At 68.1% G+C, this 20,253-nt stretch carries 21 protein-coding genes and 1 pseudogene; 12 read left to right on the top strand and 10 right to left on the bottom strand.

Features of this window, described 5'->3' with window-relative positions:
- Positions 1–4 precede the first annotated feature (4 nt).
- The 8 genes from I8J34_RS15675 (at position 5) to I8J34_RS15640 (ending at position 9,829) form a co-directional block, all read left to right on the top strand.
- Complete coding sequence (locus I8J34_RS15675; protein ID WP_214362566.1) at positions 5–409, top strand: SpoIIAA family protein; 405 nt, start codon at positions 5–7, stop codon at positions 407–409.
- Positions 410–618: 209 nt separating this feature from the next.
- Positions 619–1,173, top strand: coding sequence for a TetR/AcrR family transcriptional regulator (locus I8J34_RS15670; RefSeq protein WP_214362565.1), 555 nt, complete (start codon positions 619–621; stop codon positions 1,171–1,173).
- Entirely contained in the window at positions 1,170–2,141 is a 972-nt protein-coding gene (locus I8J34_RS15665) for an HlyD family secretion protein (protein WP_214362564.1), read from the top strand. The genes I8J34_RS15670 and I8J34_RS15665 overlap by 4 nt, the downstream gene beginning before the upstream one ends.
- A complete protein-coding gene (locus I8J34_RS15660) occupies positions 2,134–3,057 on the top strand; it encodes an ABC transporter ATP-binding protein (protein ID WP_214362563.1) in 924 nt (307 codons plus the stop codon). The genes I8J34_RS15665 and I8J34_RS15660 overlap by 8 nt, the downstream gene beginning before the upstream one ends.
- Positions 3,054–4,187, top strand: coding sequence for an ABC transporter permease (locus I8J34_RS15655; protein WP_214362562.1), 1,134 nt, complete (start codon positions 3,054–3,056; stop codon positions 4,185–4,187). Before I8J34_RS15660 ends, I8J34_RS15655 begins: the two co-directional genes overlap by 4 nt.
- A gap of 248 nt (positions 4,188–4,435) precedes the next feature.
- Positions 4,436–6,700: a catecholate siderophore receptor Fiu gene (locus I8J34_RS15650; RefSeq protein ID WP_214362561.1), complete on the top strand. Its 2,265-nt coding sequence runs from the start codon at positions 4,436–4,438 to the stop codon at positions 6,698–6,700.
- Positions 6,701–6,774: 74 nt separating this feature from the next.
- Positions 6,775–7,455 (top strand): Fe2+-dependent dioxygenase, encoded by a 681-nt coding sequence (locus I8J34_RS15645; protein WP_214362560.1) that lies wholly within the window; start codon positions 6,775–6,777, stop codon positions 7,453–7,455.
- A gap of 13 nt (positions 7,456–7,468) precedes the next feature.
- The gene (locus tag I8J34_RS15640; RefSeq protein ID WP_214362559.1) at positions 7,469–9,829 is read left to right on the top strand and encodes a PepSY domain-containing protein; all 2,361 of its coding nucleotides are present in this window, start codon (positions 7,469–7,471) and stop codon (positions 9,827–9,829) included.
- Positions 9,830–9,848: 19 nt separating this feature from the next.
- Here I8J34_RS15640 and I8J34_RS15635 read toward each other — a convergent pair.
- The 9 genes and pseudogenes from I8J34_RS15635 to I8J34_RS15595 all read right to left on the bottom strand — a co-directional run.
- Positions 9,849–10,091 (bottom strand): annotated as a pseudogene (locus I8J34_RS15635) (Rieske 2Fe-2S domain-containing protein); the annotation flags it as partial.
- Positions 10,088–10,597, bottom strand: coding sequence for a ubiquinol-cytochrome c reductase iron-sulfur subunit (gene petA, locus I8J34_RS15630; RefSeq protein WP_214362557.1), 510 nt, complete (start codon positions 10,595–10,597; stop codon positions 10,088–10,090). The pseudogene I8J34_RS15635 and the gene petA, both read right to left, overlap by 4 nt.
- Positions 10,598–10,887: 290 nt before the next feature.
- Positions 10,888–12,240, bottom strand: coding sequence for a sigma-54 interaction domain-containing protein (locus tag I8J34_RS15625; protein ID WP_214362556.1), 1,353 nt, complete (start codon positions 12,238–12,240; stop codon positions 10,888–10,890).
- Positions 12,241–12,396: 156 nt separating this feature from the next.
- Positions 12,397–13,143, bottom strand: coding sequence for an immunity 52 family protein (locus I8J34_RS15620; protein WP_214362555.1), 747 nt, complete (start codon positions 13,141–13,143; stop codon positions 12,397–12,399).
- Positions 13,140–13,742: a restriction endonuclease fold toxin 5 domain-containing protein gene (locus I8J34_RS15615; protein WP_214362554.1), complete on the bottom strand. Its 603-nt coding sequence runs from the start codon at positions 13,740–13,742 to the stop codon at positions 13,140–13,142. The genes I8J34_RS15620 and I8J34_RS15615 overlap by 4 nt, the downstream gene beginning before the upstream one ends.
- Positions 13,742–14,089: a hypothetical protein gene (locus tag I8J34_RS15610; protein ID WP_214362553.1), complete on the bottom strand. Its 348-nt coding sequence runs from the start codon at positions 14,087–14,089 to the stop codon at positions 13,742–13,744. Before I8J34_RS15610 ends, I8J34_RS15615 begins: the two co-directional genes overlap by 1 nt.
- On the bottom strand, positions 14,073–14,576 hold the full coding sequence (locus I8J34_RS15605) for a DUF4123 domain-containing protein (RefSeq protein WP_214362552.1): 504 nt from the start codon (positions 14,574–14,576) through the stop codon (positions 14,073–14,075). The genes I8J34_RS15610 and I8J34_RS15605 overlap by 17 nt, the downstream gene beginning before the upstream one ends.
- Positions 14,577–14,578: 2 nt before the next feature.
- On the bottom strand, positions 14,579–14,992 hold the full coding sequence (locus I8J34_RS15600) for a PAAR domain-containing protein (RefSeq protein ID WP_214362551.1): 414 nt from the start codon (positions 14,990–14,992) through the stop codon (positions 14,579–14,581).
- Positions 14,989–15,177, bottom strand: a complete 189-nt coding sequence (locus tag I8J34_RS15595) for a hypothetical protein (protein WP_214362550.1) — start codon at positions 15,175–15,177, stop codon at positions 14,989–14,991. The genes I8J34_RS15600 and I8J34_RS15595 overlap by 4 nt, the downstream gene beginning before the upstream one ends.
- A 398-nt stretch (positions 15,178–15,575) precedes the next feature.
- Here I8J34_RS15595 and I8J34_RS15590 point away from each other — a divergent pair, with 398 nt between their 5' ends.
- The 4 genes from I8J34_RS15590 to I8J34_RS15575 all read left to right on the top strand — a co-directional run bounded on the left by I8J34_RS15590 (position 15,576) and on the right by I8J34_RS15575 (position 19,730).
- Positions 15,576–16,244 carry an MBL fold metallo-hydrolase gene (locus I8J34_RS15590; RefSeq protein ID WP_214362549.1) on the top strand — a complete coding sequence of 223 codons (669 nt, stop codon included), beginning with the start codon at positions 15,576–15,578 and terminating at the stop codon, positions 16,242–16,244.
- Between the two features lie 70 nt (positions 16,245–16,314).
- On the top strand, positions 16,315–17,910 hold the full coding sequence (locus I8J34_RS15585) for a tetrathionate reductase family octaheme c-type cytochrome (protein WP_214362548.1): 1,596 nt from the start codon (positions 16,315–16,317) through the stop codon (positions 17,908–17,910).
- Between the two features lie 3 nt (positions 17,911–17,913).
- Positions 17,914–18,570 (top strand): cytochrome b/b6 domain-containing protein, encoded by a 657-nt coding sequence (locus tag I8J34_RS15580; RefSeq protein ID WP_230411864.1) that lies wholly within the window; start codon positions 17,914–17,916, stop codon positions 18,568–18,570.
- A gap of 26 nt (positions 18,571–18,596) precedes the next feature.
- Positions 18,597–19,730, top strand: a complete 1,134-nt coding sequence (locus I8J34_RS15575; RefSeq protein ID WP_214362547.1) for an NAD(P)/FAD-dependent oxidoreductase — start codon at positions 18,597–18,599, stop codon at positions 19,728–19,730.
- Between the two features lie 21 nt (positions 19,731–19,751).
- Here I8J34_RS15575 and I8J34_RS15570 read toward each other — a convergent pair whose 3' ends face one another.
- A complete protein-coding gene (locus I8J34_RS15570; protein ID WP_214362546.1) occupies positions 19,752–20,099 on the bottom strand; it encodes a GFA family protein in 348 nt (115 codons plus the stop codon).
- Positions 20,100–20,253 lie beyond the last annotated feature (154 nt).

Raw genomic sequence — 20,253 nt, 5'->3', positions numbered from 1 at the left:
GGCCATGACCGCCGTGGCCACCATTCACCTCGTAGGGAGAATGCTCATGATCGAACGAATACCAGACCTTCCCGACAATGTCGTCGGCGTTTCCGCATCCGGCCAAGTGGATGCCGCCGACTATGAAACCGTTCTCATCCCGGCGATCGATGCCGCGCACGAGAAGCACGACCAGATTCGACTCCTGTATGAAGTGGGCCCGCAATTCACCGGCTTCACGGCCGCTGCGATGTGGGACGACATAAAGGTCGGCATCGCCCACTTTCGCGCCTGGGAGAAAATCGCCGTCGTCACCGATCACACCTGGATCGCCAACATGACGCGCATGTTCGGGTTTGCGATTCCCTGCCCCGTCAAGATCTTCCTCGGCGAGGCGCTGGCCGAAGCCAAAACCTGGATCGCTGCCTGACACGCGGTCCGGCGGCACAGGGCGTCGCCCGCGGTTCGACATCACTCTGCCCTGGCATGCACCGCTGCGTGCACGGCCATCGCGCCCCCCCTGGCAGGCTGAAGCCCCCCACCGCCCGACTCCCTGCGCATCGGCCGCCGGCGTCGAGGCCTGCTTGTCTCTCGCACCTCGATTTGGTAGCTTTACCAAATTCATACCGGATGCCCCTCATGAGTCCCCGAGCCCGCATCCTCGACGCTGGCGTCGATCTGCTGCAGACACAAGGCATCGCCGCCTTGACCCAGCCGCGCGTGGCGAAAGCCGCCGGGCTCACGCAAAGCCACCTGACCTACTATTTCCCGACCCGCAACGCCCTGCTGCTGGCGGTGGCCGAGGCAGCCGTCGAGCATGTGCTGGCCGAGCTGGGCCGTGCCGGCAGCGCGCCGCCGGCGGCGCTGGGCGACCAGCTCGGCCAGCTGATTCCGCAACAGGCGCCGGTGCGCGTCATGCTCGGGCTGATCGTCGCGGCCGACAGCGAACCGGCGCTGCATGCCTCGCTCGAAGCGATGATCCTGCGCATCCGCCAGGGCATCGCCGCCCTGCTTGAGCGCCGCGGCCTGGACGCCACGCCGCCCCAGGTGCTGCTCGTCCATGCCGCCGTGGTCGGCCTGTCGGTGATGCATCACGCCCGCCAGAGCGAGGTCTCGGCCGCCGACATCGCCACCGGCACCCACGAACTGATGCGCCTGCTCACCGCTAATGGCGCGCAAAGGCCTGCCTCATGACACTGCGCACGCTCTCCACCCTGCTGCTTGGCGCCCTGCTCGCCGGCGCCTGTTCCGCGCCACCGGAGACGCTCTGGCACGGCTATGTCGAAGGCGAATTCCTCTACCTCGCCGCGCCGCAGGCCGGCTACCTGGCGCGCCTCGACCAGCCGCGCGGCAGCCGGGTGGCGGCCGGCGCACCGGTGTTCGACATCGCCGCCGACCCCGACAGCCAATCGCTGGCCGCCGCCCGGGCCCGGGTCGAGGCCGCCCGCGCCCGCAGCACCAATCTGCAGACCCCGCGCCGGCAAACCGAAATCGCCGCGCTCGAAGCGCAGGTGCGCGCCGCGGCCAGTGCGCTGGCGCTGTCGCAAAGCCGTCTGGCGCAGCAGCAGGCGCTGGCCGGGCGCGGTTTCGTGGCCCAGGCGGCGCTGGACGAGGCGATCGCCGCCCGCCGCCGCGATGCGGCCGCGCTCGATGCCGCCCGCCAGCAGCTGGCCAACTATCGCGACAGCCTCGGCCGCGACGCCGAGATCGCCGGCGCCGAAGCGGAGCAGCAGGCCGCCGCCGCCGAGGCGGCGCGTCAGGCCTGGCTGGTCGCGCACAAGCAGGTTGACGCACCGACCGCCGGCGAGGTGGCCGACACCTATTTCCAGCCCGGCGAATGGGTCGGCGCCGGCCAGCCGGTGGCCAGCCTGCTGCCCGACGACAAGCGCCGCGTGCGCTTCTTCGTGCCGCAGGCGGCGCTGCCCGGGCTGCAGCCCGGCGACAGCGTCGAGGTGCGCTGCGACGGCTGCGGCGAGGCCTTCCGTGCCCGCATCGACTTCATCGCCCGCGAGGCCGAATACACCCCGCCAGTGATCTACAGCGAGAAGATGCGCGCCCAACTGGTGTTCCGTGTCGAGGCCGTGCCGGCACCCGAAGTGGCCCCCCGCCTGCGCCCCGGCCAGCCGGTGGACGTGGTGGCCGGGAGCGTGCGCCGTGGCTGAGCTGGCCATCGATGTGCGCGGCCTCAACAAGCATTTCGGCACCCACCATGTGGTGCGCGACCTGGCCCTGCAGGTGCGCCCGGGCGAGATCTTCGGCTTTCTCGGCCCCAACGGCAGCGGCAAGACCACCTCGATCCGCATGATCTGCGGCCTGCTCACCCCCGACAGCGGCGAAGGCACCTGCCTGGGGCTGGACGTGATGCGCCAATCGCGCGAGATCAAGCGCCAGGTGGGCTACATGACGCAGCGCTTTTCGCTGTGGGAAGACCTCACCATCGCCGAAAACCTCGACTTCGTGGCGCGCATGTTCGGCATGCGCGGGCGGCGCGAAGCAGTCACCCGCGCCTTGGCCGACCTCGGTCTGGAAGGTCGGCGCGACCAGCTCGCCGGCACGCTTTCGGGCGGTTGGAAACAGCGCCTGGCGCTGGCCGCCTGCCTACTGCATGAGCCACGCCTGCTGCTGCTCGACGAACCCACGGCCGGCGTAGACCCCAAGGCGCGGCGCGACTTCTGGGAAGAGATCCACCGCCTGTCGGCCGACGGCATCACGGTGCTGGTCTCCACCCACTACATGGACGAGGCCGAGCGCTGCCACCGCCTGGCCTACCTGGCCTACGGGCAGATGCTGGCCTCGGGCACCGGCGACGAGATCATCGCCGGCCAGCACCTGCACACCTGGGCCATCGACGGCGGCGACGCGCCCGGCCTGGCCGACGCGCTGCGCGCCCTCGACGGTGTCGATCAGGTGGCCAGCTTCGGCGCCCGCCTGCATGTCAGCGGGCAGGACGCCGACGGCCTGGCCGCCGGTCTGAAAGACTTCTGCGCCAAGCGCGAACTGGACGCCGAGCCGGTCGAGCCCTCGCTCGAAGACGCCTTCATCCACCTCATGCGCGACGCGCCGGACCCCGACGCATGAACGGATTCTCCCTCTCCCGCTGGCTGGGCATCATCGTCAAGGAGTTCATCCAGCTGCGCCGCGACCGGCTCACCTTCGGCATGATCATCGGCATCCCGCTGCTGCAGCTGATGCTGTTCGGCTTCGCCATCAACACCGATCCCAAGCACCTGCCGACCGCGGTGGTGATGCATGACACCGGCCCCTTCTCGCGCGCCTGGGTGGCGGCCATGGAAAACAGCGACTACTTTCGCATCGTCGGCAGCGTGCGCGCCGACGCTGAGGCCACCGAACTGCTGGCGCGCGGCGCGGTTCAGTTCGTCGTCACCTTCCCGCGCGACTTCAACCGCGACCTGGTGCGCGGCCTCAAGCCGCAGCTGCTGGTCGAGGCCGACGCCACCGATCCGGTCGCCGCCGGCGGGGCGATCTCGGTGCTCAACAAGCTCGGCCGCTCGGTGTTCGCCCCCGACCTGCCCGGCGCGATGCGCACCCCCGGCGCCGATCCGCAGCTGATCGATCTGCGCGTCCACCGCCGCTACAACCCCGAAAACCGCACCGCCTACAACATCGTGCCCGGCCTGCTCGGCGTGATCCTGACCATGACCATGGTGCTGATGACCGGCCTGGCGATGACCCGCGAGCGCGAGCGCGGCACCTTCGAAAATCTGCTGTCCACCCCGGCCACCGCCTTCGAGGTGATGACCGGCAAGATCGTGCCCTACATCCTCATCGGCCTGATCCAGGTCACGCTGGTGCTGCTCGCCGCGCGCTGGATCTTTGAGGTGCCGATGCTCGGCAGCCTGTGGTTGCTCTACGCGCTGGTGCTGCTGTTCATCTGCGCCAATCTCACGCTCGGCATCACCTTCAGCTCGATCGCGCGCAACCAGCTGCAGGCCATGCAGCTGACCTTTTTCTTCTTCCTGCCCTCGATCCTGCTGTCGGGCTTCATGTTCCCCTTCCGCGGCATGCCTGAGTGGGCGCAGGCGATCGGCAACCTGCTGCCGCTGACCCACTTCCTGATCATGGTGCGCGGCGTCATGCTCAAGGGGGTCGGGCTGGACATGCTGTGGGGGCAGATCTGGCCAATCGGCGCCTTCATCCTGGCGGTGCTGGCGGTCGGCATCAAGACCTTCCGCCGCACCATGGACTGAGTCCCCGGCGCGAGAACCGGTGACGGGCGCTCGCGTCCGTCCACGCGCCGCCCTCGATACCTGCGCCCGATGGCGGCGGCCCGCCGTCCGCCGTCCGCCGTCCGCCGTCCGCCGATAATGCTTGACCATCGCGAATGCGAACCACTATCATTCGCAACCGCAAATTTAATCATCCAGTCAGCCACCCAGCCATCGAGATCCGGCGCGGGAAGCCAGCCAACCCCTTCCCAATCCCCGGAGAGAACCCGATGGCCCACATCGAGAGCCACAAGCACGCGCCTGCCCAGCAGCCGCGCCTCATTCCCAGCGCCGCCCTCACCCTGTTGAGCCTGTCCGTGCCCGGCCTGGCGCTGGCCGACGCCACGCTGCCGACAGTCAAGGTCACCGGTCAGACCGAAGCGACCTACAAGGCCGAGACCGTCTCGTCGCCCAAGTTCACGCAACCGCTGGTCGATACCCCGCAGACCGTCACCGTCATCAAGAAAGAGATTCTGCAGGAACAAGGCGTCGCCTCGCTGTCCGAAGCGCTGCGCAACACGCCGGGGGTGACGCTGCAACTCGGCGAGGGCGGGCGCACCAGCCTGGGCGACTCGATCTTCATGCGCGGCTCCGATACCCAGGGGGCGATCCTCGTCGACGGCGTGCGCGATCTGGGCGCGGTGACGCGCGACACCTTCAACACCGAACAGGTCGAAGTGATCAAGGGCCCCGCGGGCGCCGACATCGGCCGCGGCGCGGGCGCCGGCTATGTGAACATGGCCACCAAGCTGCCGCTGGCCGACAATTTCACCGGCGGCGCGCTGAGCCTCGCCAGTGGCGACAAGAAACGCCTCACCGTGGACATCAACCGCCAGCTCGACCTCGGCATCGCCGGCACCGCGCTGCGCCTGAACCTGATGAAGGAAGACGGCGGCGTCCCCGGCCGCGACAAGGTGAGCAACGAGAGCTTCGGCTTCGCACCGTCGATCGCCTTCGGTCTCGGCACGCCGACGCGCACCTACTTCTACTACCAGCACATCGAGCAGCACAACCGCCCCGACGGCGGCGTGCCGACCATCGGGCTGGATGGCTTCTATGACGCCGAGTTCGACGTCGGCGGCGCGCAGGCAGGCGTCTCGCCCGCAGAGGTCGATTCGGACAACTTCTACGGCGACAAGGACGACTACCAGCATGTCTATGCCGACATGCTCACCGCGCGCATCGAACACGACCTGGGCGAGCGCACCACGATCAGCAACCTGACGCGCTGGGGCCGGCTCAAGAGCTCCTCGGCGCTCAACGCGCCCAACACGCTGGACGTGACCGCTGCCGACCCGGCCAACTGGACCGTGCAACTGCGCCGCCAGGACGACTTCGACGAAAACACCATCCTCACCAACCAGACCAATCTGCGCAGCAGCTTCGTCACCGGCAGCGTCAGCCACGACCTGACCGCCGGCATCGAGCTGATCCGCGAAAAGATCAACACCCGCGACTTCACCGCCGACACCGTCGACGGCAATCTGTACAACCCCGACCCCAACGCCGCCTTCCCCGCGCTCGAATTCGCCGGCCGCGCCAAGGGCCAGATCGACACCGTGGCCGCCTACGCCTTCGACACCATCGGCCTGACCGAGCGCTGGGACCTGACCGCCGGCTTGCGCCTCGAGCGCTACGACGCCGAGTACAGCTTCGATCCGGCCGACCCGACCGACCCGACCGACGCCTTCGACAAGTCCGGCACGCTGACCAGCTGGAAGCTCGGCCTGCTCTACAAGCCGGCCGCCAACGGCAGCATCTACGTGGCCTACGCCAACGCCGAGAAGCCGCCCGGCAGCGACGACTTCCAGCTGCGCGCCAACACCGCCAACTCGAGCGGCAACGTGAACATCAACAGCGCCGAGCTCGACCCGCAAGAGGCGACCAACATCGAGCTGGGGACCAAGTGGGAACTGATGGACCGCCGTCTGGCCTTGACCGCGGCGCTGTACCGCAGCGACACCAAGAACCTGCTCGCACGCACCGATCCGCTCGACCCCACCAGTGTGGTGCAAGTGGGCAAGCAGCGCGTGCAGGGCGTCGAGCTGGGGGTGGTCGGCCAGCTCACCCGCCGCTGGCAGATCAGCGCCGGGCTGACCACCATGGACGCCAAGCTGCTCGAGGGCAACGGCACTTCCGAGAGCCGCGACGACGGCGCCGGCGTGCGCTGGACCCCCAAGGTGGCCGCCACGCTATGGACCACTTACCAGCTGCCGCACAACATCACCATCGGCGGTGGCGGGCGCTATGTCGGCACGCAGCGGCGCGACGTCTCCCCCAATAGCAACGCCGACACCACCAACATGCCGGAGATCCCCGACTATTGGGTGTTCGACGCCATGGCCAGCTACCGCGTGAACAAGAATCTCAACCTGCAGCTGAACGTGTACAACCTGTTCGACAAGGAATACATCGCCACGCTCAACAACAACGGTCGGCGCTACACGCCGGGCACGCCGCTCTCGGCGCAGCTGACCGCGAGCCTCATGTTCTGACCCGCCGCCGTCCGCCGGGCAGGCTTCACCCCGCCCGGCGAACGGCGCTCCACCCACCGAAAGAGTCCCGCCCCATGATGCTCCACGTCCCCGAAGTGCTCACCCGCGACGAACTGGCCGAGTGCCGCGCCCTGCTCGCCGACGCCCCCTGGATGGACGGCGCCGCCACCGCCGGCGGCCAGGCAGTGCGCATCAAGCGCAACGCACATCTGCCCGAGGACGCACCCGCCATGGGCCGGCTGCGCAGCCTCGTGCGCGGCGCGCTGGCGCGCAGCCCGCTCTTCCTCTGCGCCGCGCTGCCGCTCAAGAGCTACCCGCCGCTGTTCAACCGCTATGCCGACGGCGGCACCTACGGCAACCATGTGGACAACGCGCTGATGGGCATGGAGGGCGGCCAGCACCCGGTGCGCAGCGATGTCTCCTGCACCCTGTTTCTCACCGAGCCGGACGACTACGGCGGCGGCGAGCTGGTGGTCGAAGACACCTACGGCACCCACCGCGCCAAGCTGCCGGCCGGCGACATGATCCTCTACCCCTCGACCAGCCTGCACCGTGTCGAGCCAGTCACCCGCGGAGCCCGCGTGAGCTGTTTCTTCTGGAGCCAGAGCATGGTGCGCGACGACTGGAAGCGCAGCATGCTGTTCGACCTCGACCGCAACATCCAGGCGCTGCGCGCCTCGATCGGCGACCAAGCGCCGGTGGTCGCACTCACCAGCCACTACCACAACCTCATCCGCCTATGGGCGGAGGTCTGACGGACTGCCCCCCATGCTGCGCATCGTCTGGTTCCAGCTCCACTGGCTGCTCGGCATCAGCGCCGGGGTGGTGCTCGCCGTGGTCGGCGCGAGCGGCGCGTTGATCTCTTTCGAGGACGAGATCCTGCGCCTGATCAACCCCGGCGTGCTGCGCATCGAGGCTGCCGGCCGCGCGCCGCTATCACTCGAGGCGCTGGGCGCGGCGGCCGAAGCCCGCATGCCGGGCCGGCGCATCACCGCCCTCACCCGCGCCGCCGACCCGAGCGCGCCGGCGCGCGTCACCTACACCGCAACCGACGAAGACGCCCCCGGCCGCGGTGGCCGGCGGCGCGGCCCGACACGCTACCTCGACCCCTACAGCGGCGAGCTGCTCGCCGAGCCGGCCGGGCGCGAATTCTTCCGCACCGTCGTCGACCTGCACCGCCGCCTGCTCGCCGACGACGCCGGCAAACAGGTGGTGGGCGCCTCCACGCTGGCGCTGCTGGTGCTCACCCTCTCCGGCCTCTACCTGCGCTGGCCGCGCCGGGTCGGCGACTGGCGCGCCTGGCTCACTTTCAACCCACGCCTGCGCGGGCGCAGTCTGCTCTGGGATCTGCACGCGGCGGCCGGCACCTGGGCGCTGTTGTTCTACCTGCTCACCGCGCTCACCGGCTTGTACTGGTCCTACGGTTGGTACCGCGACCTGCTGTTCGCGGCCGCCGGCGTCGAGCCGCCGCGCCGCGACCGCCCGGCCGCCGAAGCCCCCGCCGACATCGATCTGGCCGCCACCTGGCAGCGTGCCGAGGCCGCCGCCGGCCCCTGGCGCGAGGCCACCTTGCGCCTGACGGGCGATCGGGCAGAGTTCGTCTGGCTGCGCCCGGACGCCCCCCATGACCGCGCCCGCAACACCCTGCGCCTGCGCTCCGACGGCCGCATCGACGGTACCGAACACTACGCCGACAAGCCGCTGGCCGAGCGCATGCTGGGCAGCATGCTGCCGCTGCACACCGGCGCCTGGTTCGGCCTGCCCGGCCGCCTCCTGGTGATGCTGGCCAGCCTGGCGATGCCGCTGTTCGCCGTCACCGGCTGGCTGCTCTACCTCGACCGGCGGCGCAAGCAGCGCGCGCGCCGCGCCGCGCAGCGCGACGCGGGCGCCCTACCGGCGGGCACGACGACCGCACCGGTGCTGGTCGCCTACGCCTCGCAAAGCGGCACCGCCGAGCGCCTGGCCTGGCACAGCGCGGCGCAACTGCGCGCGGCCGGCATCTCGGTCACGGTGAGCACGCTGGCCGCGCTCGACGGGGCCAAGCTGGCGGGCTACGGACGCGCCCTGTTCGCGGTGGCCACCTTCGGCGACGGCGAGCCGCCCGACAGCGCACGCGGCTTCGCCCGCCGTGTGCTCGGCGGCGACACGCAAGCGGACCTCTCCGGCCTGCGCTACGGCCTGCTCGCCCTGGGCGACCGACAATTCGCCCGCTTTTGCGGCTTTGCCCACGAGCTGGTCGGCTGGCTGCAAGGGCGCGGCGCACATGCCCTGTTCGCCCCGGTGGAAGTCGACGGCGAGGATGCCGCCGCACTCGACGCCTGGCAGCACCGGCTGGCCGCGCTCACTGGCGGCCCGGTGCAGGCCCTGCCGGACGATGTGCCCTTCGCCCCCTGGCGCCTCGCGGCGCGGCACGAACTCAACCCGGGCAGCCTCGGCCTGCCGGTGTTTCATCTCGAACTGAGGCCTGCCGACGGCGCGCTGCCCGACTGGCAGGCCGGCGACATCGCCGAGCTGCGTGTCGCCGGGGAGACGCCGCGCAGCTACACCATCGCCTCGATCCGCGAGGACGGCAGCCTGCAGCTGGTGGTGCGCCAGGTGCGCCACCCCGACGGTCGACTGGGCGCCGGCTCCGGCCGGCTCACCGCGCAGGCAGCGCTCGGCGAGACGGTCGAGCTGCGCATCCGCCGCAACCCGGCCTTCCATGCGCCGGCCACCGACACGCCGCTGATCCTGATTGGCAACGGCACCGGCATCGCCGGCCTGCGCGCCCATCTGCACCAGCGCGCCCGCCATGGCGGCGCCGGGGCATGGCTGATCTTCGGCGAACGCAGCGCGGCCCACGATTTCCACTTCGCGGCGCAGATCCGCGCCTGGCGGGAAACCGGCGTGCTCGAGCGTGTCGATACGGTGTTTTCGCGCGACGGTGGCCAGACGCGCTACGTGCAGCACCGCCTGGCCGAATCCGGCGAGGCGCTGCAGGCCTGGCTCGCGCGCGGCGCCACGATCATGGTGTGCGGCAGCGCCGAGGGCATGGCGCCGGGCGTCGACGCCGCGCTCGAAGCGCTCATCGGCCGCGCGGCACTCGACACGCTGGCCGACCAGGGCCGTTACCGGCGCGACGTGTATTGAGCCTCACGGCGCGGCCGGCTCAGGCCGTGTCGTCGGCGCCGATCAGCAGCCGCGTCTCGCTCAGGTAGCGATGCGGCGGCACTTCGAGGTTGTCCGGCGCGGGCTTGTTGCGATACACCCGGCCGGCCAGATCGAAGGTCGAGCCATGGCAGGGGCACAGAAAGCCGCCCGGCCAGTCGGCGCCCAGACCGCTGGCCGCGCCGCTGCCGAACTTCTCGCTCGGCGAGCAGCCCAGATGCGTGCAGATGCCCACCGCCACTAGTACGCCGCCCCATAAGTTTGCGTACATGCAGAGACGCGCATCCGCGCGCCGAGTGCGCGAAGCGAACCGCAGCCATAGCCGTAGCTATGGCGAGGATGAGCGACAAAGCAATCGGCGATGCGGGGCGCGTCGAACATAGCGAAACTTATGGGGCGGCGTACTCGATAGCGCGGATCGATCGAACGGTGGCGGTTCTGCGCATAGGCCGGCTGCATCGGGTGGCGGGACTCGGGGTCGACCAGGTCGGCCTCGTTCGTCGTCAGGCTGGCGAGCATGGCCTCGGTGTGGTGCAGGATCCACACCGGTTTGCCGCGCCATTCGACCACCATCATCTCGCCCGGCGGCAGCTTGCCGATGTCGACCTCGACCGGCGCGCCGGCCGCGCGGGCACGTTCCGACGGGGTCAGGCTGGCCACCAGCGGCACCGCCACGCCTGCCGTGGCGGCAGCGCCGGCGGCGGTGGTGGCGATCAGCAGTCGACGACGATCGGCGAGGGTATCGGTCATGGGCGTGGGCATCCGTCGGTGAAAGTGGCGCACCCCGGCACCGGAATCCGCACCCCGGGGTCAGGGGAGATCCATATTGGCGACTCGTGTAGAGCCAATTCGGCACGGTTGAGTGCCGGGGCTTGCCTGAGCATCCCTATTCAAGTCCCGTGCCAGTTCGCCAACAGCGCGACAAGCGCTTGATTCGACGCCGTTTATTGGACTAGGCACGACAGACGCCCGCCCCGGGGAACCGCCATTGGCGGCAGACGATGGCAGCCATCGGGCTGCCACCCTGCCACTTCCGGCAGTCAATCCGCCCCGTCGGCCGTCACCCTGCCCGCCAACCCGTGGGCTTTCAGCTTGCGGTACAAGGTGCGCTCGGATACGCCCAACCGTGCCGCCAATTGCCGCCGGTTGCCGCGGTGTTCGGCCAGCGCCGCCTGCAGGGCGCGCCGCTCCATGCCGGCCAGATCGTCGTCGCGCTCGGCCTCGGCCGCCGCGGCGCGACCGGCGCGGCGCGGCCCACTGTCATGGAGCTCGGGCGGCAGGTGTTCGACATCGATCTCTTCGCCATCGCACATCAGGCTGGCGCGCTCGAGGATGTTGCGCAGCTCGCGCACATTGCCGGGGAAGTCGTAGGCGCCCAGGCAGCGCAGGGCGGCGGGGGTCAGGCGCAGCGTGCGCGCCGGTGCCACCCGCGCCAGCATGGAGGTGGCCAGCAGCGGGATGTCTTCGGCGCGCTCGCGCAGCGCCGGCACTTCGATCGGGAAGGTGTTGAGCCGGTAGTACAGATCCTGCCGGAAGCGGCCCTCGTCGACCATCTCGCGCAGCGGCCGGTGCGTGGCCGACACCACGCGGATGTCGGCACTGCGCAGCTCCGTGGCGCCCACGCGGCGGTAGGTGCCGGTCTCGAGCAGGCGCAGCAGCTTGACCTGCATGCCGAGCGGGATGTCGCCGACCTCGTCGAGAAACAGCGTCCCGCCACTGGCCACTTCGACCAGCCCCGGCTTGCGTGCGGTGGCACCGGTGAAGGCGCCGCGCTCGTGGCCGAACAGCTCGCTCTCGAACAGGGTTTCGGGCAGGCCGGAGCAATCGACGGCGATGAAGGGGCGCTCGGCGCGGCGGCTGGCTTCATGCAGCGCATTGGCCACCAGCTCCTTGCCGGTGCCCGATTCGCCCTGCAGCAGCACCGTGGCGTCCGAGGGCGCCACCCGCGCCAGCAGCCCCAGCATGGCCTGGAAGCGCGGCGCCCGGCCGACCAGGCCGGCCCTATCCGAGAGGCCGCGCGCTACCTTGAGCGGCTCCATCTTCTCGACGAAGAAGGCCACCTCGCCGCCCGCCTCGCGCACCGGCGACAGCTCGATGTTCACATAGGCCTCGCCCTTGGGCGTGTGATGCAGGTGCAGCACCCGCTCGCGCTGGCCGGATTCGAGGCTGCGCGCCAGCGGGCAGCTCTCCCCGGCCTGATCGCAGGGGACCGTGTAGTGATGCGAGACCTCGTAGCAGGTGCGGCCGATGACGCTGTGGGTCGCGTCGTTGACGCGCCGGTAGGCCGCGTTGGCGGCGAGGATGCGGTAGTCGCGGTCGAACAGGATGTGCGGCTCGGGCAGCGTCTCGAGGTAGGACTTGAGCTCGGTGAGCGGGCGGGGGTCATGGGCCATGTCGGGCTGCCAGTTTTGTCAGTCGTGCTGCCAATTCTCAACCCCGACCGTGGACGCGTCAAACGCCAGTTTCATCCGATAACATCACGTCTTTTTCCTTAAACCGGACAGTCCATCAGCCCACCGCTTGGATATGACACGAATTCAGCACCGCCACTACAGATCAGCAAAGCGAGGTAGCAAATCCTGATCGACCAGCCGGATTTCGATGGCGTTGGCGATCTTGACGTGCTCGGGGTTTTGGTCAGAGAACGGTTCGTCGGTGACGCTGACGATGATGGTGCCGGTCTGCCGCTCTTTACCGCTCTCGTCCTGGCTCAGCACGGGCACGAGGGCGCGGGCCTCCGGCACTTGTTGAACCGTCAGAACGCGAGGGAGGTAGAGCATCCAGCCGACGCCGGGGCGGTCCTTGAAGACCGGATCGTAAAAAACAGGCTCGACCGAAACAAAGAGCGGCTGCCAGATCTCCGTCATCTTCCGTGTCGTGCTCAAAACGTTGGGGTAGGTGAGGAAGTCTCGCAAGCGTGTTCCGAAGTCAACTTGGCTGGGTTCTTTTGTCTGCCGAAAAAACAAACCCATCGAGGCGCCCTCAACCTGTTCCTCGCCGTTCCAAAGTCCGACGCTGCGCATGGGGGGGAGCATATCTTTCTCCTGCCGAATCTTCTCCTTGAGCACGGCCATCAGTGCTGTCGTGGGCCCATTCTCATCGAACGCTGAATAGAGAAAAGCCTCCTCTTTGGTGTTCCCACCGAGAAACCACTCTGACAACTTCGGTGAGAACTGACTCAGATGCTGCCGCAGTCGAAACAGGGCCGCCAGATCATCTTCGAGGGTCGGAGGGTGTTCCAGATCGATCTTGAACTGCGCTCGAAACCGGATGCTGAGAGGACGTATCTTTTTCATGGGAAGTAGTGATGCGGCACGTCGGGCGCGATCGGCCCGAGGATTTTTGAAAAATAGCGGTAGCTGACTGGCTCTTGCCAGAGCCATTCCAATTGAACAGGTGGCCTTGGGGTAGCCGCGAGGCTCTGTCGCCCCATCTCCCTCATCATTTCATTGATGTTGTGCCGCCACCAATCGAACACTTCGCCCCACTCATCGAAGAACCTGTCATATCCTCCCTTGGCCTCCTTGAGCATGCATTCGGCGGACACGAAGCCGTCGAACTTTACTCCATTGAACTCCCACTCCATGATGAAGTTCGGCCCGTTTGGCATGCCGCCGATACGCGCCTGGTAGTCCACCCAATCTTTCCGTACCGGGAATGTACGCTCGAACTCCGTCCCGCAATCCGGTGGGCACATCGCACACTTCTTGCGCTCGCCGGTCGGGGCCTCGGTGCGGGAGATGGGGGCGGACTTGGCTTTTTCTGCCGCCTCCTGCCGTTTGCGCGCTTGTTCCCTGGCGGCCTGGTCGGCCGCGCCGGTGGCGACCCCGACGCCCAGGGCCGCCAGCACGCGCAGGGCAACGGCTTCGATGGTAGGAATGGCGAGGGATGCCATCAGGTCGCTCCTTTGAGTTTGTGGTTGATGATGGCGTCGAGATCGTCGAGCCGTTGTTCCGGTGTCGCGCCGGGCTTGCGCAGGTAGGCATCTACAAATGGGGTGTCATGGATCTGCGGCGCGTCCGCCGACAGGACCATCAGCCGCACGATGTGTGAGGTGCTGGTGAGACCTGTGCGGGTGGCGTAGTCGTAGGCGTCCTGCATCCGCGTCAGCATCGCCTCACGGCCGGGCTGCTCGCGCATCTCGGATCGGTCGGCCAGGAACTCGTCGCAGACGGCGGCCACGAACTGGCGTGCCTCTGCCTGTTGCAACGCCTGCCATTGCGCGTTACTGAGCGTCAGCATGATGCCTCCCGATCCAGACGCGCTGCCCCTCGTGCAGCAGATGCCATTCGTGGATATGGCCGAAGAAGGTTTCGCGCTGTGCGGGATCGAGCGTTTGGGCCAGCGTGACCAGCACGCGCGGGTCCCAGAAGCGCAGCAGAGCGCTGCGACCGTCCGGCAGCTGCATGTCGAGGTGCAGTTGCAGCAGTTGCCCGAGCCCATCGAGGTCTTGCGGGGCGATGAGCCAGGACACCGCGGGCGCCTCGCGTTCGAGCGTGGCCAGTTCGGCAATGAATGCTTCATCGACGCTCGCCACATCGATCAGCCAGGGGCCGGCGTGCGCGAGTGTCGCGTCAGCCGTGTCGGCGAACAGGGAAAACAAACCGCTGTCGGTCTGGAGCCGCTTGCACTGGTGGCTTTGATACTGAACGCCATCGACCAGCGCATACAGGCGCAGCGCGGGCAGAGTTTCTTGCAGTTGCCTCAGCCGGGATTGGATGTCGTGCATCGTCAGTCCCGGATCACCATGGGGCTGCCGAAGTGCGCTGCCTTGCGCAGGCAGTCAAGGCAGATGCCGGAGGACGCGGGGGCCGCAACTCGGGACGCAGCGCTCAATGCATCGGCTTTGACCGCCGCAACCAGATCGCCCATCGAGGATTCGCTCGACCAGGTGGTCAGGCTCTGGCTGGCAATGAGGCGGGCGCCGCATGCCGTGCCATCCATGTGGCGGGCATAGCCGCCACCGTCACCCACGACGTCTTCGGTGCCCGAGGTGATGGGAAACACGCCCTTGCACTTGGGGCAAACCACGCTGTCGCCCACACGGGCGACAGCCTTGCCGTTGATGTCGAAGGTGAAGTCGGCGCTGATGACCGTGCCGCCGTGAGTGGTTTTGTCGCCGAGGACGATGAAGGGGCGGCTCATGGCAGCGCCCTTATGAGCTGCGATGCGGCGAAATCGGCTTCGAGCAATCCGGGGATCGGCGGGTCGTCGGCGTACCGTATGACCGCCAGTCCGTGATGGGCCGGGCCGGTGATGATGTCGCGGCGTGGAACGATCGAGCTTTCGGCACCAATCGGGCAGAGTCCATCGACTTTATTGTGGCTCATCGGCATTTCGTCCTCAGGTTCCGGCGTTGTCATGGGCGGAACGGCAGCATCAAAAAATGACTTTGGCGTATGTTGTAGGCCTCCAAAAAGGAAGTAAATAAGGCAAACGTCGTAGCGAAGAACATCCAGCGCGTGCGACACCTTCCCGCCCGCAACCCCACGCTGACAAACCCCGACATCAAGACCTACACCGGGGCAACACACATAGATGCTGTCACAGGTGGCAGCCTGCGCTGCCACCTATGCCGACTGCCACTGCCACACGGACGAAAAGTTCCCGTTAGAACGTCTCAACCAATTGTTTCTTTGAGGTTTTTCCAATACATCCAATTGGCACGATCCTTGATAAGTGAACGCCGCAACACTGTCTTCGTGTGAGATCGCTCGGGAACTGCGGCATGTATTTTCGCCAGATTTTCCATTCGCCCAGCCACTCGATCGGCTACCTGCTGGCCGACATGAGCGCCTGCGACGCGGTGCTGATCGACCCGCTGCCCGAACAGTCCGAGTTGCTGCTCGCGCTGCTGCAGGAACGCGACCTGCGCCTGCTCTACGTCCTGCGCACCCACATGCATTCGTCCGAACAGGGCCACTGCGGCGAGCTGTGCCGCTTCACCGGCGCCGAACTGGTGGTGGGGACCGACTCGCCCTACGACGGCCCGGCGCAGCGCAAGGGGCATGGCGAGACGGTGGTCTTCGGCAACGAGGTGCTGCGGGTGCTGACCACGCCGGGGCACACCCCCGATTCGGTGTGCTTCCTGTGGCGCGACCGCCTGTTCTGCGGCGACACGCTGGAGATCGGCGGCTGCCGCCTGGACGCCACGCAGAGCGACCCCGGGCAGTTGTACGACAGCGTCACCCAGCGGCTCTTCCTGCTGCCGGGCGAAACGCTGATGTTCCCCGGTCATGACTTCAACGGCCGCACCGTGAGCACCATCGCCGAGGAGCGCCACCGCAATGCCGCCTTCTCGGCCGGCAGCCGCGAGCGCTTCCTGACCGCCAATGCCCCACGGCCCGGACATGCCGTTCTGCCCGGCCTGAGCCCCCCACCCCCTCACAGCCCCTAGGGCACCACGCATCATCCACACCACTGCAGAGCGCCCGGCCAGAGGCGTCTTACGAGGAGACAAAAACATCATGCGACACCGAGCGATACACGCCCTCTTCGCGCTCGCCGTGCTGATGGCCGGCACGGCCGGCGCGGTCGGCGCCAGCGGCAAGGCATCGACCGCCGACCACAGCAAGTTCGAGGAACTGGCCGGCCCCTTCGACAGCGGCCCGGCGGTCACCCGCGCTTGCCTCAAATGCCACACCGAGGCCAGCCACCAGATCATGCAGACCCGCCACTGGACCTGGGACTACGCCAACCCGGCCACCGGCCAGCGTCTGGGCAAGAAGACCATGGTCAACGCCTTCTGCATCGGCGACCAGTCCAACGAACCCTTCTGCCAGTCCTGCCACATCGGCTATGGCTGGAAGGACAAGCACTTCGACTTCAGCGACGCCAGCCGGGTCGATTGCCTGGCCTGTCACAACACTGGCGAGTACACCAAGCCCTTCGGCTTTGCCGGCAATCCGGTCACGGTGCGCAGCGAGTATCCGCCGGGCTCGGGCAAGTTCGTCGAACCGATCGACCTGGCCAAGATCGCCCAGGCCGTCGGCCCCACCCGCCGCGACAACTGCGGCGCCTGCCACTACTACGGCGGTGGCGGCGACGGCGTCAAGCACGGCGATCTGGACTCCTCGCTCAACACCGCGACGCACGCGCTCGATGTGCACATGGACAAGGACGGGCTGAACTTCAGATGCAGTACCTGTCATGTGAGCGATCAGCACGCCGTGGCCGGCAGCCGCATCGCGATGACCGCCGCCGACCCGCATCCGGCCCTGCTGCGCGGCGAAAAGTCCGAGCGCAACCCGGCCGCCTGCCAGGCCTGCCATGGCGACAAGCCGCACAAGGAGGGCCTGCTCGCCGCCGAGCGCCTCAACGCGCACACCGACACCCTCGCCTGCCAGACCTGCCACATCCCGGCCTTCGCCCGCGGCGGCGTGTCCACCAAGATGGCCTGGGATTGGTCGCAAGCCGGCCAGCTCAGCGCCGAGGGCAAGCCCTTCCAGAAAAAGGACGACCACGGCCACGTGATCTACGACAGCAAGAAGGGCGCCTTCGTCCATGGCCAGAACGTGACGCCGGCCTACCAGTGGTTCGACGGCCGGGTCACCTACACCTTGCTGAACGACACCATCGACCCCACGACCCGGGTGCCGATCAACGTCTTCCATGGCGAGCCCGGCGCGCCGAACGCCCGCATCTGGCCGGTCAAGGTCTTCCACGGCCGCCAGCCCTACGACACCGAGCGCAAGACGCTGCTGGTGCCCAATGTGGCGGTGCCGGGCGATACGTCGTTCTGGTACAACTTCGACTGGTCCCGGGCCCTGGCTGCCGGCGCCGAGGCCACCGGCGCCCCCTTCAGCGGCAAGTACGACTTCGTCGACACCCAGATGCTGTGGCCGATCACCCACATGGTCGCGCCCAAGGAAAAGGCCGTCGCGTGCCACGAATGCCATGCCGACGGCGGCCGCCTGGCCGGCATCGAGGGTGTTTACCTCCCCGGCCGCGACCGCAGCCCCTGGCTCGACCGCCTCGGCTGGCTCGCCGCGCTGGCCGCCCTGCTCGGCGTCAGCCTGCACGCCATCGCCCGCATCCTGACCCATCTGCGCAAGGAGGACTGAGCCATGTCGCACACCACCCCGATGACGCGCATCTACGTCTTCAAGCGCTACGAGCGCTTCTGGCACTGGTCCCAGGCCGTGCTGGTGATCCTCATGCTGGTCACCGGCTTCGAGATCCACGGCAGCTACCACAGCCTCGGCTTCGAGCGCGCCGTGCGCCTGCACACGCTGTCGGCCTGGACGCTGCTGGCGCTGTGGGCCTTCACCATCTTCTGGCAATTCACCACCGGCGAATGGCGCCAGTACATCCCCACCGCCAGCAAACTGGTGGCCATGGCGCGCTACTACATGTTCGGCATCTTCACCGGCGCGCCGCACCCCTATCACAAGACCGTGCAGAAAAAGCACAACCCGCTCCAGCGCCTCGCCTACCTGGTGTTGCTGGCGCTGGTCTCGCCGGTGATCTGGGGGTCCGGCCTGCTCTACCTGTTCTATGCCTACTGGGGCCGCCTGGGCCTCGACGGCTGGCTGAGCCTGGAACAGGTGGCCACGGTGCACACCGCCGGCGCCTTCATGATGCTGGTGTTCGTCATCGCCCATGTCTATCTCACCACCACCGGCCACACGGTGTTCGCCCACATCAAGGCGATGATCACCGGCTGGGATGAGGTGGAGGACGAGATCGACCACACCGGCACAGCCCCCGCCAAACCTCGCTGACCCATCGTCCACACCCCGGAGCCCCCATGACGACACCGGAAATCTGCATCCTCGGCGCCGGCTTTGCCGCGTTGACCGCCGTACGCGAATTACGCGAGCACGCGCCCGATGCGCGCATCACGCTGATCGCGCCGCACGCCGAGTTCATCTACCTGCCCAGCCTGATCTGGATCCCCACCGGGCTGCGCCGGGGCGAGCAGTTGCGCGTGCCGCTCGGCCCCTTCTTCGCTCGGCACGAGGTCAGGCATGTGCCGGCCAGCGTCACCGCCGTGCTCGACGGCGGTCGCAGGGTCGTCACCGACGCTGGCGAATACCGCAACGACGCGCTGCTCATCGCCACCGGCGGGCGCTTCATCAAGAAGCTGCCCGGCATCGAGCATGCCCTCACGCTGTGCGAGGGCATCGCGGCGGCCGAGCGCATCCGCGAGCGGGTGCTGGCCATGCCGCGCGGGCGCATCGCGGTCGGCTTCGGCGCCAACCCGGCCGAGCCGTCGGCGGTGCGCGGCGGGCCGATGTTCGAGCTGCTGTTCGGGCTGGAGCGCTGGCTGCGACGCCAGAAGCGCCGCGAGGCGATCGACCTCGCCTTCTTCAACGCCGCCACCGAGCCGGGAAAGCGCCTGGGGGAGAAGGCGGTCAAGGCGCTGGTCGCCCAGATGCACCGGCGCGGCATCGACACGCATCTGGGCCACAAACCGCTCAGCTTTTCCGAGCACGGCGTGCGCACCGAGGGCGGCGATATCGATGCCGAGCTGATCCTCTTCATGCCCGGCCTCACCGGCCCCGCCTGGCTGGCCGACAGCGACCTGCCCGCCTCGCCCGGCGGCTTCATCCAGGCCGACAGCCACTGCGCGGTCGAGGGGCGCGACGCCGTGTTCGTGGCCGGTGACGCCGGCAGCTACCCCGGCCCCGACTGGCTGCCCAAGCAGGCGCACATGGCCGACCTGCAGGCACGGGCGGCCGTGCACAACCTGCTCGCCACCCTCGACGGCCGGCCGGCCACGGCCACGCCGAAGGCCGAGCTCATCTGCATCGTCGACAGCTACGACAGCGGCATGCTGGTCTATCGCAGCCCGCGCCGCAGCCTGATGCTGCCGCCCGCCCGGCCGCTGCACTGGGCCAAGCGGTATTTCGAGTCGCACTACCTCAGGGCGATCCGCTGAGGGCAGAACGCCCGCAGCCGCCTACAGCGCGCGACCGTCGTAGCGATGCACCGTCAGGCTGTCGACGTCCAGGCCCTCGACACAGCGCAGGTTGATCGCCGCCATGCGCTTGCCCTGGGGATCGACCCCCTCGCCATACGGATGGATGCCGCAGACCGGGCAGAAGCGGTGCTGGATGACATGCTTGTTGAAGGTGTAGCTGCTGGCGTCGTTCTCCGGCGTCAGCAGTTGCAACCGGTCGCGCGGCACGAAATGCAGCAGCGACCCCTTGCGCGAACAGATCGAGCAATTGCAGGCGACCGCCTGCGTGATGTCGCCATCGAACTCGAACGCGATCCGGCCGCAATGGCAGCTTCCCTTGTAGTGCATGGGAGTCTCCTCTCCGGTGGGGCGGGTACATGTCGCACCTGCCCGCGTCATGATCTGGCATGGCCATGATGCACCGGGCCGGGATCGTTTGGGTATCCTCCACGGCACCTGCCGCGAGGCCGAAGCCCTCGTGAGTCGGCGCGATGACGTCCCT

This window comes from Denitromonas iodatirespirans (assembly GCF_018524365.1).
Lineage (GTDB): Bacteria > Pseudomonadota > Gammaproteobacteria > Burkholderiales > Rhodocyclaceae > Nitrogeniibacter > Nitrogeniibacter iodatirespirans.
This window is presented reverse-complemented; position numbering and strand designations above follow the sequence as displayed.